Source organism: Acinetobacter halobius (genome assembly GCF_044130335.1).
Taxonomy (GTDB): Bacteria; Pseudomonadota; Gammaproteobacteria; order Pseudomonadales; family Moraxellaceae; genus Acinetobacter.
Genome location: NZ_JBIQOD010000012.1, coordinates 18,971 through 31,394, shown reverse-complemented (window position 1 = coordinate 31,394; position 12,424 = coordinate 18,971). Strand labels below are relative to the sequence as shown.

The 12,424-nt window shown below is 39.6% G+C and carries 11 protein-coding genes and 1 tRNA gene; 5 read left to right on the top strand and 7 right to left on the bottom strand.

Annotation, left to right across the window (positions count from 1 at the left end; all coding sequences use genetic code 11):
- Nucleotide 1: 1 nt before the first annotated feature.
- Nucleotides 2–979: a zinc-binding dehydrogenase gene (locus ACE01U_RS11405; RefSeq protein ID WP_395579511.1), complete on the bottom strand. Its 978-nt coding sequence runs from the start codon at nucleotides 977–979 to the stop codon at nucleotides 2–4.
- Nucleotides 980–983: 4 nt separating this feature from the next.
- Nucleotides 984–1,616: a TetR/AcrR family transcriptional regulator gene (locus ACE01U_RS11400; protein WP_086208027.1), complete on the bottom strand. Its 633-nt coding sequence runs from the start codon at nucleotides 1,614–1,616 to the stop codon at nucleotides 984–986.
- Between the two features lie 171 nt (nucleotides 1,617–1,787).
- Here ACE01U_RS11400 and ACE01U_RS11395 point away from each other — a divergent pair, with 171 nt between their 5' ends.
- Nucleotides 1,788–2,936 (top strand): acetyltransferase domain-containing protein, encoded by a 1,149-nt coding sequence (locus ACE01U_RS11395; RefSeq protein WP_395579510.1) that lies wholly within the window; start codon nucleotides 1,788–1,790, stop codon nucleotides 2,934–2,936.
- 184 nt (nucleotides 2,937–3,120) lie between these two features.
- Here ACE01U_RS11395 and ACE01U_RS11390 read toward each other — a convergent pair whose 3' ends face one another.
- From ACE01U_RS11390 to prpF, 4 genes are all read right to left on the bottom strand, one after another.
- Nucleotides 3,121–4,026 (bottom strand): DMT family transporter, encoded by a 906-nt coding sequence (locus ACE01U_RS11390; protein WP_086208028.1) that lies wholly within the window; start codon nucleotides 4,024–4,026, stop codon nucleotides 3,121–3,123.
- Nucleotides 4,023–4,601 (bottom strand): TetR/AcrR family transcriptional regulator, encoded by a 579-nt coding sequence (locus tag ACE01U_RS11385; protein WP_086208029.1) that lies wholly within the window; start codon nucleotides 4,599–4,601, stop codon nucleotides 4,023–4,025. The genes ACE01U_RS11390 and ACE01U_RS11385 overlap by 4 nt, the downstream gene beginning before the upstream one ends.
- Nucleotides 4,602–5,327: 726 nt before the next feature.
- Entirely contained in the window at nucleotides 5,328–6,239 is a 912-nt protein-coding gene (locus ACE01U_RS11380) for a polyprenyl synthetase family protein (protein WP_395579509.1), read from the bottom strand.
- Between the two features lie 333 nt (nucleotides 6,240–6,572).
- Nucleotides 6,573–7,763, bottom strand: coding sequence for a 2-methylaconitate cis-trans isomerase PrpF (gene prpF / locus ACE01U_RS11375; RefSeq protein WP_395579508.1), 1,191 nt, complete (start codon nucleotides 7,761–7,763; stop codon nucleotides 6,573–6,575).
- A gap of 342 nt (nucleotides 7,764–8,105) precedes the next feature.
- Here prpF and ACE01U_RS11370 point away from each other — a divergent pair, with 342 nt between their 5' ends.
- Complete coding sequence (locus ACE01U_RS11370) at nucleotides 8,106–9,461, top strand: amino acid permease (RefSeq protein ID WP_395579506.1); 1,356 nt, start codon at nucleotides 8,106–8,108, stop codon at nucleotides 9,459–9,461.
- 88 nt (nucleotides 9,462–9,549) lie between these two features.
- A tRNA-Arg gene (locus ACE01U_RS11365) sits at nucleotides 9,550–9,625 on the top strand.
- 118 nt (nucleotides 9,626–9,743) lie between these two features.
- Here the strand turns inward: ACE01U_RS11365 and ACE01U_RS11360 are convergent.
- Nucleotides 9,744–10,757: an AraC family transcriptional regulator gene (locus ACE01U_RS11360; RefSeq protein ID WP_395579505.1), complete on the bottom strand. Its 1,014-nt coding sequence runs from the start codon at nucleotides 10,755–10,757 to the stop codon at nucleotides 9,744–9,746.
- 151 nt (nucleotides 10,758–10,908) lie between these two features.
- Here ACE01U_RS11360 and ACE01U_RS11355 point away from each other — a divergent pair, with 151 nt between their 5' ends.
- Entirely contained in the window at nucleotides 10,909–11,592 is a 684-nt protein-coding gene (locus ACE01U_RS11355) for a hypothetical protein (protein WP_119064300.1), read from the top strand.
- A 16-nt stretch (nucleotides 11,593–11,608) separates the two neighbouring features.
- Nucleotides 11,609–12,406, top strand: coding sequence for a type 1 glutamine amidotransferase domain-containing protein (locus tag ACE01U_RS11350; RefSeq protein ID WP_395579504.1), 798 nt, complete (start codon nucleotides 11,609–11,611; stop codon nucleotides 12,404–12,406).
- The last annotated feature ends 18 nt before the right edge of the window (nucleotides 12,407–12,424 follow it).

The following is a 12,424-nucleotide window of genomic DNA, read 5'->3' as shown; positions in this document are numbered from 1 at the left end:
ATTAAGGTTTCAAAAGTACTTTACCCTGACGCGCACCTTGCGTCGCTTTTAGGGCAGCATCTTTGATTTGTGTAAAACTAAACACCCCTTCAACAGGTAATAACAGTTTTTTCTGGGCAGCTAAAGTCAATAACTCAACAATTAAGGCTTTTTTACGCTCAGAAGACAACTCTTTGTTCACCACGCTTGCCCAGAAGCCTTTGACGGTCGCTTGTTTAAAAATTAAACCTCCCGAAGAAATCTGCATCACTTCTCCCGACATGCTACCGAAAGACACCAAGAGACTATTTTCACTCAGTAGAGCCAACATTTCACCACTGGCTTTTCCACCAATCGAGTCCACCCCTACCATCAGGGGCTGATTTGCATGAATAGCTTTGACTTGTGCTTTCCAATCAGCTTGGTCTGTTGCCACGACATTTTGAATGCCCAAAGCATGCATTTCAGCCACAGCCTCAGTACGTCGTACCAAATGAATTACCTTTTGACCACGTGCTGCTGCAATCATTGCTACAGTTTTCCCTACGGCACCATTGGCGGTGTTTTGAATCATCCATTGATCTGCTTTTAAGTCAACAAATTCAAGCAGCATCAAGGCACTAATCGGCATGCCAATCAACTGAGCTGCCGTTTCATCCTCAATTGCATCCGTTAAAGGGACAATGCCATGTGCTGGTGCAATAAAATACTCCGCCCAACTACCATGAACCGCTGCAACTGCCACACGCTGACCCAATGATACACCTTGCACACCCTCACCAAGTGCATCAACCACACCAACAGCTTCACTACCACCAATCGCGGGTAGTGCCGGCTTATAGCCATAACTACCACGCACTGTCCACACGTCATGATTATGCATAGGTGATAAAATCATTTTAATACGCACTTCACCTGCTTTTGGCTCAGGCATTGGCATATCTGCTGCTTCCAATACGTCGACAGGCTCACCAAAATGATGATGTATAATACTTTGCATCTATTTATTCCTTGATGGGTTGTAAGAGTTGTTGAGTAGTTTCCATAGCCAAATAAAGGGGCTGCTTATCTTGTGCAAGTCTTGCCAATAAAGCTGCGCCCAACCACAGCTGATACATCGTCTGTGCCATCTTTTCAGCATCAATATGCGATGGAATTGAACCGTCTTGTTGCCCTGCTTTGATTAGACCTGATATGCGTTCTGTTAACTTACGTACCCCGAAGTTCAAAATCCGACGCATATCTTCAGATAAATCTGAGACTTCTGCTGCCAATTTGACGATCAGACAGTTCTGCGCCCATCCCCCATCGCTATGATGTTCAACATTACTTTCAATATGAGATGGGTTATCAATCCATGCCTGCCAAAGCGCAACCAAACGGGCATAAGCACATCCTTGCTCTTGCTGCATCAGTTGGTCAATTTTGACTTTATAGTCAGCAAGGTACTGTTCCAGAAGCGCACAGCCAAATGCCTCTTTTGAAGCAAAGTAATAATAAAATGAACCTTTCGGCACATCACAGTTTTTGAGAATTTCCTGTAAGCCTACGCCAACAAAACCTTTCTGTAATACCAGTTCGAAACTGCTATTTAAAATATGTTGTCGTGTGGCTTCACTTTTGTCTGATCGTTTCATGTCCACACTATAAATCAATAACAGACCAGTCGTCTATAAAAAATAATAGAAAAATTTTCGTTCTAAATAGTCCATTTAGTTCATACATATAAGTTTTAATGATGATATTTAAGTTACAAAGAATTAAAACAAATGTTACATTATACCATAACAACATTTTTAACTTTATTTATGTCTACACCTTCACAACGTTTACAAGCCATTGATGCCCTCAGAGGACTCGTCATTTTGATCATGATGGTCGATCATGTCCGAGAAACTTTTTATCTCCATCAACAAGTCCCCGACCCGATGCTAATCCCTGGCACTGAAGAACCCCTGTTCTTTAGCCGAATTTTGGCCCACTTATGTGCTCCTGTTTTTGTGGTCTTAACGGGTCTATCGGCTTATCTCTATCAAGCAAAAAACAACAGCGTTCAAATGACTCGCGAATTTTTACTCAAGCGTGGACTCTTCTTGATTTTTCTCGAACTGATTGTGATTAATTTCGCTTGGACAGGACAGTTCCCGCCCGATGTCATCTATTTACAGGTAATTTGGGCTATCGGTTTAAGTATGGTGGCCTTGGCGGGCTTAATTGGCTTGTCGCAAAAATGGCTTTGGGGTATTAGTCTTAGCATTATTTTTGGACATAACTTACTCGATCAAGTGTCATTTCCACATCTGCCTATCGTACAGAACCTTTGGTTTATTTTGCATGAACGCGGTTGGATTGAGTTTGGAGATCTAATTCGTTTTAGAACCTCTTACCCTGTACTCCCTTGGGTTGGTGTGATTACTTTAGGTTATTGTATCGGCTATAGCGTATTTAATACGACTCAAGACATCACAAAAAGAAATCAAACCCTCTTGTTCTTCGGACTTGGCAGTGTTGCTTTATTTATCGTTTTAAGAATGCTCAATATCTATGGCGATCAAGCATGGTCTAGCATGCCGACCAATATTGAAACTGTTATGAGTTTTATGAATCTGACCAAGTACCCACCATCACTACTGTTTATTTTATGGAATGTCGGGCTAGGGCTAGTCCTGTTAGTGTTACTTCAAAAACTTGAAAGTAAAGGTTGGATCAAGCCCTTGATTGTATTTGGTTCCGTACCTATGTTCTTTTATATCGTCCATTTATATGCACTTAAAGCCCTCTATCTCATTGCCCTCGCACTATTTGGCAAAACTCATGGTGAATATTTTGGTGTCGATCACGTTTCTACCCTTTGGCTGATCTCAATTATTTTGACTGTGGCACTTTATCCTTTGATGTTGAAATTCTCTGCTTTTAAACATAAAAACAAGCATATCCGTATTTTGAAATATCTATAATTATGGATAAAGCATCATAAAATTTACCGTACACATCTTGATGCTTAGCTCAACTAAGCATCAATGGGTATCGGCTTTTCCAACACCCAGCTAAAATGTTTTATACACCAGTAAATTTCTGAAGCTAAAAATTTACAATAGCATGACTGAGTGCTGTTCTTTGTTTCAGGCTGCTTCAAAAAACTTACTTTGCTTTGCTCAGCAGTGCCAAGCAAATCGAAATTAGTAACATCCCGAACCAGCCGATTGGTGCAATTTGCTCTCCCACCAACAGAATTGCCAATACCGCAGCCACCAAAGGCTCAAATAAAGTTAAGGTAATGGCTTTACTGGCAGGCACGGTTTTTAAACCATAACCAAATAAGACATAACCCAAAAACATCGGAATAAGCATCATATAACCAACGACATACAGGTTGATGTTTTCTTCAAACAAGTTTGAGCCTGTCATCCATAAAGTTGGAAGTAATAATAAAGCACCGAGTCCAAAAATCATTCCCATAGTAGCTTTTGCATCTAATCCTTGGTCAATCATTCTTTTTGCAGCCCAAGAATATAAAGCATAAGTTAAGCCTGCCACTCCACCCAAGCCGATACCCAATATCTGTCTATGTTGAGATAAGCCTTCTGTATTTGCTGTAGTATGCGACTCTCCCAAAGACAACAATACCACCCCCGTTACCCCCAAAACAAAACTCACCAACCACGCCATGGAAAGTGGTTTTCTGTCAAATACCCGTTCTAAAAGCGCAGTAAATAATGGTGCTGTGCCAATCGAAACCACTGTGCCAATAGTGATCCCCGCATAGTGCATCGACGAATAAAAAGCCAGAGGATAAACAAACACGGAAATTACACCAACACTAAGCATCACACTATTGGCTTTGATGTGTGGCAGATGGCTGATGATACTTTTACGTGCTAACAGTGCTTGTAATAAACCACCACCACCCATCGCGGCAGCCCCAATTGTCAGCGGACTCAAATGAGGTGCAAAGGATGCCACCGTCCCTGTAGTTCCCCACAAAAAAGCGGCTAGAAGAACCGCAATGAAACCATAATTTGGAACAGCAGAAATAGACTGACTCACGCTATGATCTCTCGCGCTAAAATCGTTTTTACCATTTGCGTTGCAGCTAAAACTTTTTCACTGGAACTCTCAAGCCCCGCACGAGCAATTGAACCTTCGAGTAAAAAAGACAGCATCAAAGCAATTTGCTGTACTCGCTCTGGCTCTTCAATCAACAGCGCCAGTTGTGTGGAGATAATCTTTTCAATTTCATCTTTATGCTGCTTCACCGCCAAACGCTCAGCACTGTGTGCAGGAAACTCGGCCGCAGCATTCAACAAACCACATCCGCGGAAGCCCTTCTCATAGGCAAATTCAGCATGATCTTGGTAGGCTTCAAAAACCGCAATAATTTTATCCACTGGTGTATGTGCATCACGGTTTCGCACAGCGTACAGCTCTAGCCATTCTTGATGCCGCGCTTCAATATAAGAACTGATCAAATCCGACTTGGTCGGGAAATTATTATATAAAGACATTTTGGCAACTTTCGCTTTGTCCGTAATGGTATTAATGCCAGTATTTGTAATGCCATCGTTATAAAACAAAATTGCAGCTGCATCTAAAATTTTCTGTTTTGCTGTTTTGGTATTCATAATGCTTTATATAGGTAGACCGATATACCTAATTTACAAGATGTGAAAAAATATGCAAGTGAGTTAAGCAAATAAGTTCGTTACTAGAAAACTCATCCTTGCTATATAAATCATCTGATAAATACTGATTCAACCCTACACTTGCAACACAAATACGCTCGAACCTGAAATTTAGCAGGCTACTAATCGTTGGTTATGCGTATACGTAAGCTCGAATCAAATGAGGGATATGTGATTTGGTTGCATACTCATAAGTACTATGCTAAATCACAAAGTCAACATGGTTAAAATCGCAATGATCCAGACACAATGACCTAATGTTATTTGAGAATTGAATTTTTATTTCGCCTATCTGTAGATATAATCACTGGCTATATTCAGGATTTCTAAAGCCTGCGGTTTTTCATGCCTTTGTTAAAAAGCCTAAACAGATGAATACTGGGCTTAGCTATCTAAAAAATAGTGCCTAGCTTCATCTACTCATTTACAATGATTGGTTTGAAAATTCTAGCAATGTATATCGAAACATAAGAAAAACTAACCTACATATCTGCTGGGTATCTGACAGATGTAGCCATCTCAGCTAGTAAAAATACAAAGATTCACCAAATCTAGTAGATTACATTACCAATATCATTACTTAAACCTTAAGTCACTTAGCCGAACCTTAGCTCTTTGAAGGTTTATACAACAAAGACGACTGCAATTATTCAACAAAACCCAAACTCAACTTTGACGCGCCAATAAAAATTGGGAAATTTGATTCAATTCGGAAGCCACGTCACTTGAGAAATAAGCTAACGCTGCAAAAGCTTGATCATGTAGCGTTTTCGCATAGTTCTGCGCAGCTTCAAGCCCCATCAAAGCTGGATAGGTCGACTTTTCAACTTGCTCATCTTTGCCCGCAGTTTTACCCAGTACATCTGTATTTGACGTAATATCTAAAATGTCATCTTGTACTTGAAAAGCGAGACCTATCGCCTGTGCATATTCACGTAACTTTGGAATCGCTTGATCACCACCCTCAAAGACGGTGACCGCAGCCATCATCACAGCTGCTGAAATCAATGCACCCGTTTTATTACGGTGAATGGTTTCTAGTGCATTTTGATCAACCCGCTTACCTTCTGCTTGTAAATCGAGGACTTGACCACACACCATTTTAGAACTGGCTGTTGCTAAAATTTGCATCTGCTTTAATACAATACCTTGATCCACCATAGGACCCGCATCAAATAGTCGGCTAGCTAGAATTTCAAAAGCCATAGACTGTAAAATGTCACCTGCCAGTAAAGCGGTATCCTCACCATAAGCCACATGACAAGTCGGCTGACCACGACGTAATAGGTCATTGTCCATACATGGCAAATCATCGTGTGCCAAGGAATAACAGTGAATCAACTCTACTGCCACAGCAGCACGGCGTACAGCAGCCCAATTGGAGTTTGGGTTCAAATGGGCCGTAGCATAGCACAGTGCGGGACGCACACGCTTTCCGCCTAACATTACAGCATGATGCACGGCACTTTTTAACGGTTCAGGAATTGAAAAAGCATCCAGTGCAGTCAATAAATCATCGTGAATACGTTGTTGAGCCTGTTGGAGCGCATTTGCTGATACGTCGTTTAGTACTGACACATTCGCCTCGAATAACAATAGAATAAAATGATTTAAAGCTCAGTTTACACTGAGTTAAACATGAACATGATCTGTTGGCATCATACTGCTTTCTGCCCGCTTTCTCTACGCCGAAACCTCAAACAATATGCGCTAATCTATTAAATTTCGCATACTGATCAATATGAAGCCCTTTTTGGCTGTTTTAAACAGCGACTGCGCTAAAAAATGGCTCTGAGAAATTAGATCCAAAACTCCCCACCCCAGTTCATTGTTTTAGCCTTTCGCACTTTATAATTAGGAGAAATATAAAAAGCCTCTAAACATAGAGGCTTTTACATAGCTTACATAGGATTAATCTATGCTTTCAGCAGGAATTCTGACCCAACCTTCCATCAGCACGCGGGCACTACGACTCATGACCGCTTTTTTCACGACCCATTGACCATTTTCTTGTATCGCTTGCGCCCCTACACGCAATGTCCCTGACGGATGCCCAAATCGTACTGCCTCGCGCTCACCGCCACCTGCGGCCAAATTAACCAAGGTTCCTGGTATCGCTGCTGCGGTGCCAATAGCAACAGCTGCTGTACCCATCATGGCATGATGGAGTTTACCCATAGACAGTGCACGAACCAATAAATCCGTGTCCTGCGCTGTGATGGTTTTACCACTTGAAGATACATATTGTTTTGGTTGAGAAACAAAGGCAATTTTAGGCGTGTGTTGACGGCTGGCAGCTTCAGAAATATCTTGAATCAGCCCCATCTGTTTTGCACCATAAGCTCGAATAGTTTCAAAGCGTGCTAAAGCTTTGGCATCGCCATTCATTGCGTCTTGTAATTCAGTACCTGTATAACCAATGTCTTCTGCATTTAAAAAAATCGTGGGAATACCCGCATTTATAAATGTGGCTTGGAAACGACCAATCTCAGGTACCTCTAAAGTATCGACCAAATTCCCTGTTGGGAACATTGCACCACCATCTTCACCATCGTCGGCCGGATCTAAAAATTCAATTTGCACTTCCGCAGCAGGAAATGTCACACCATCAAGTTCAAAATCACCTGTTTCTTGAACTTGTCCATTTGTGACAGGTACATGGGCAATAATAGTTTTTTGAATATTGACCTGCCAAATGCGGACTGTGCAGATGCCATTTTCTGGAATACGCGCAGCATCGACCAAACCATTTGAGATTGCAAATGAGCCCACTGCTGCCGTTAAGTTGCCACAGTTTCCGCTCCAGTCGACAAAAGGCTGATCAATTGAAACCTGACCAAACAAATAATCAACATCATGTTCTGCTTGCTGGCTTTTGGCTAGAATCACCGTTTTACTGGTGCTTGATGTTGCACCTCCCATGCCATCAATCTGCTTTGCATAAGGATCCGGACTACCAATCACACGAAGTAAAAGCTGATCTCGAACGCGACCTGCTTGTTGCGCAGCTTCAGGAAGATCATCAAGTTTAAAGAATACGCCCTTACTGGTTCCTCCACGCATATAGGTTGCTGGAATCTTGATTTGCGGTGCAAAACTCATTTTTATTGAATCCTTCATATTTATCATTGTGTTAAGTCAAACAACCTGATTTAACTCAGCTTCATCATACCTTTTTTCCAGATCCATGCGTAAAATACAGGACTTAAGTCTAAACATGTATAAAAAAACATCATTTGTGAACGGAGAGTTTCCTAAAATAATCCACAATCCGACAATTTAAATAAAATTAATATATTGATTCGTATCTTTTTTATTTACTATTTTTCACACATTATTTTTCATATGAATAATAACTTTTTTTCATGGATTTTGAGCTACTATGCGATTTCTTCTCGATCTATTACAATCGGAAACACTTATCCATTGTCGGGCTGAAATAACTTGAATAAAGAGTCGTCTCAACTTCAGCGTGGCTTAAAGAACCGTCATATTCAATTGATTGCCATGGGTGGTGCAATTGGTACTGGCTTATTTTTAGGTTCCGCACAGGTCATCCAATCTGCTGGTCCATCCATTATTCTGGGCTATGCTATTGGTGGCTTGATTGCATTTTTAATTATGCGTCAACTTGGGGAAATGATTGTACATGAGCCAGTCGCTGGTTCATTCAGTCATTTTGCAAACAAATACTGGGGCAAATTTCCGGGCTTTTTGGCAGGTTGGAACTATTGGATTTTATATATCCTTGTTGCCATGACCGAACTCACAGCAGTTGCTAAATATATTAATTACTGGTGGCCCCATATTCCTGCTTGGTCATCTGTACTGTTCTTCTTTATTGTCATTACCTTAATTAACTTAGGCAATGTTAAATTCTATGGTGAATCTGAGTTCTGGTTAGCCATCATTAAAGTTGCAGCTGTTATCTCCATGATTGTTTTCGGTTTATATTTATTATTTACCGCAGATGCAGGTTCTACCGCTTCATTTAGCAACCTATGGAGTCATGGCGGATTCTTCCCGAATGGCTTTGATGGCTTGTTCTATATGTTAGCCTTCCTCATGTTCGCTTTTGGTGGTATTGAGCTGATTGGTATGGCTGCGGCTGAAGCAAAAGATCCGGAAAAGACGATTCCTAAAGCCATTAATCAGGTTGTGTTCCGTATCCTAATTTTCTATGTAGGTTCATTGACTATTCTGTTGTCTTTAGTGCCTTGGAATCAACTAGATTTGGGCGGTTTAGATAAAAGTCCATTTGTGATGATCTTTAGTCAATTAGGCATAGGTTGGGCAGCTCATTTACTGAACTTCATTATTTTAACTGCTGCACTGTCTGTGTATAACAGTGGTATGTATGCCAATAGCCGTATGTTGTTTGGTTTGGCTGAACAAGGCAATGCACCTAAAGTTTTCCTAAAAGTGAATAAACAAGGCGTGCCTATTCCTGCGGTGTTGTTCTCTGCTGTCCTGATTTTTGGTTGCGTGTTGTTGAACTATTTTGTTCCAGAAGATGCTTTAGGCCACTTAATGTATGTTGTCGTCGGTGCTTTGGTTCTCAACTGGGCCATGATTAGCTTGACGCACTTAAAGTTCATGCAAGCAATGAAGCAAAAAGGCTTAAAGACCAGCTTCCCTGCACTTTGGGCACCTGTAAGTAACTATGTTGTATTGGCATTTATTTTGACTGTGCTCTACATCATGTGGACTCAAGGTTTCAAAGAATCTGTCTATATGATTCCGATCTGGATTATCGCCATGTTGGTACTGTTTAAGTCTTTAAACCAAAATAAAGCTTAAAATCTAAACTTGAGCCACTTTAAAATAGTTATTGTTTTGGCAATAACTATTTTTTTTGAATAAAATCAGCTACATTAACCCCACCTTTGCGCCCTTAGCTTAACTGGATAGAGCAGTTGCCTCCTAAGCGACCGACGTGGGTTCGAGTCCCGCAGGGCGCACCATTTTATGGTTTATTTTGATCTACAACATTCCAAATCAATATTAAAAATATATAAAATTCAGTTTGTTAGTCGAAGTTCAGTTATCTTCTTTCAAATTAAATTTTATCCAAGATTCAGATTAATTAATTTTACGAACTTCACTTGGTGTTTGCCCAGACCATTTTCTAAAGGCCCTGCAAAAGTTAGCATCATCCTCATAACCCATTTTACTAGCGATTTCATCAATGCTTAATTGTGTATTTTGCAATAGGCGAGTCGCATCTTTTAGTTTTACTTGCTTGAGTAATTCAGAATATTTACTCCCTTCGTCAGCTAAATTTCTTCTTAAAGTTCGCGCTGACATAGATAAATATGCAGCCATTTCATCTAATGAAAGATATCCATTTTTATCCAAACCTATAATATTTTTAATTTTTTTTGTTAATATAGAATATTGATCTTCAAAGTTTAACTGTGCATCACATTGTGCTATTGCAATAGTAAAAGCTGATGAGCTCCTGAGAGGGAGTTTATCTGACAAATATTGAATGGGGATTTGTATACTGTTGATTGGATAGTTATATTTAACGTTACCAACCTCTTTATAAACGTCTATAGCATGGGGTGGTTCAGCAAAAGTTAGGGTTATTTTTAGTTCATGTTTCGCATTTGGTAGTATAGCAACCAACGTACGCCAAAAGGAAAATATTGCAGATTCAATCATCCACTGTTGTAAATACCCTTCTGTCGGCATTTCAGTTTCAATAATAATGAGATGTTCTTTATCGTTTTCTTGATGAGTGGTTTGTATACCTTTTCCAATCAATTCCCAATATTGAGTACAAAATACAATCGCTTCTTGAAATGTGTTACAGCTTAATATTGCTTGCCCAAAATAACCAAATGCGGTTGGTGTAATACGACATCCTGCTTGGAAACCAATAGATAAGTCATGGTTAGTCACCTGCCATAATGCATGCATCATTTGCAACATCTGCTCAAACAATATCCCATGTTCTCTTAAAATATTAACGTTGGGGCTCATACCCAAAGAACTTAATAAGTGATTGATATCTACACCTTGTTCTTTAGCTATCATTAAGTATTCTACAGGAAAAACCCCTGAAATCTTTAACCTATGCTCCCCTTTCATTTTCAATTCCTTTAAAACAACATGGCCACAAATGACAATAATATAGGGTTAGTTTGCCACTACAGCTAAAATTTTGCGAGTAGTAAGATGCCTTTCAAGCGGAGTAGAAAATCTACTCACATATGACCAAAAACCTCTCGTTGGAGCATATATGAAAGCATTATTCACTAAATTAAGCTTTGTTATTCTAGCCCTCATTGGTACAGCAAAAGTACAAGCTGGATTAACAGTCCCAGTTGGTTTTACAGCATCAGATTCAATTCATACTTTTCCAGAAGCGTTAAGGCATGATTTTTGGGATAAATTTGGGATAAAAGCACAAGCGAAAGGTACAGCAATAGCATTAGATCAACCAAGTATCGGTGGAAATTCAAGTGAGTTTAATTACCCTGTGACAAGTATAGTGATTGGTTCCAAAATGAAAGTTGTACTTGGACGAGCAAAAGGTACAACCATGGTCTACTCACGCCATCAAGATGATGGAACAGAAAAGAGTCTAACACTCTCTAATTTTTCTATAGATTATGCACATAAACAAGTATTAGCAGATGCAACTTATGGGGAAAATATCAAACAACTACAGTTGCCTATTTTTAATTTTAGCATTGAAACATCTTTAAACTTTGATTATCACTTTCCATTAGGATTCAGTAGTTATGAAAAGCTCTCTCAACTTTATCTTACACCTGAAGCAAAAGTTGCTTATCAAAAGGGATTAGCCTTACCAGACTCAGCCCTACACTTATTAGATATGGATTTTGGTACGCTCACTCAAAAATCATCTTCAAAAATTCGTTTCACAAACCCCAAAGCTTTGGAAACTGTAAAAAATTAAATCAAGGTGAATAAATATGTCTATCTTTTTGAGAATATGTATATTCCTAGGAGCATTCTTGAGCTTTAATCCAGCATTTTCTGCCGAACAATCAAACAACGCTAAAGCCTCTATTGTTCCTACAAAAATTTTAGTGATTCTGACCAATCATGCTCAGTATCCACATCGAGCCGACTCCACTGGATTATGGCTTACGGAACTCACGCATTTTATAGATATTATTGACACTGCTGGTTTTGAATTAGATTTTGTCAGTCCTAAAGGTGGGAAAGTCCCATTAGATGAGCGTAGCCTTGGATGGTTATATATGGATCGCGCTGCCAAAGCCTATTTAAATGATCCAGAGTTCATATACCTTCTCAATCACACACGCCAACCCGAAGATATTAACCCATTAGAATATAAGGCTATTTATTTTACAGGTGGGCATGGAACAATGTGGGACTTTCGCAATAACGTGACACTCAAAAATATTGCAGAAGAAATTTATAATCACGGCGGTATAATTTCATCTGTATGCCATGGAGCAGCAGGACTACTAAACTTACAAGATTTGAATGGAAAGGCACTAATTGCTGATCGTCATGTTACAGGATTTTCTAACACTGAGGAAAAATTATCAGGGATTGAGGAGCAAGTGCCTTTTTTCTTACAAAATGAACTGATTTCTGAAGGTGCAAACTATAAAAAGGCGTTGTTACCATTTCAATCTTTTGTTGTTGTAGATAATCGTTTTATAACAGGGCAAAATCCCAATTCAAGTAAAGCAGTTGCTAGGGAATTGATCAAACTCATTCAACGTAATAATCAATGATTAAAAACTAATCCAAAC

Bases quoted from the DNA above. Each gene is read 5' to 3' on its own strand.
- ACE01U_RS11405 (WP_395579511.1), bottom strand. From the start codon at position 979: ATGCAAAGTATTATACATCATCATTTTGGTGAGCCTGTCGACGTATTG.
- ACE01U_RS11400 (WP_086208027.1), bottom strand. From the start codon at position 1,616: ATGAAACGATCAGACAAAAGTGAAGCCACACGACAACATATTTTAAAT.
- ACE01U_RS11395 (WP_395579510.1), top strand. From the start codon at position 1,788: ATGTCTACACCTTCACAACGTTTACAAGCCATTGATGCCCTCAGAGGA.
- ACE01U_RS11385 (WP_086208029.1), bottom strand. From the start codon at position 4,601: ATGAATACCAAAACAGCAAAACAGAAAATTTTAGATGCAGCTGCAATT.
- prpF (WP_395579508.1), bottom strand. From the start codon at position 7,763: ATGAGTTTTGCACCGCAAATCAAGATTCCAGCAACCTATATGCGTGGA.
- ACE01U_RS11360 (WP_395579505.1), bottom strand. From the start codon at position 10,757: ATGAAAGGGGAGCATAGGTTAAAGATTTCAGGGGTTTTTCCTGTAGAA.
- ACE01U_RS11355 (WP_119064300.1), top strand. From the start codon at position 10,909: ATGAAAGCATTATTCACTAAATTAAGCTTTGTTATTCTAGCCCTCATT.
- ACE01U_RS11350 (WP_395579504.1), top strand. From the start codon at position 11,609: ATGTCTATCTTTTTGAGAATATGTATATTCCTAGGAGCATTCTTGAGC.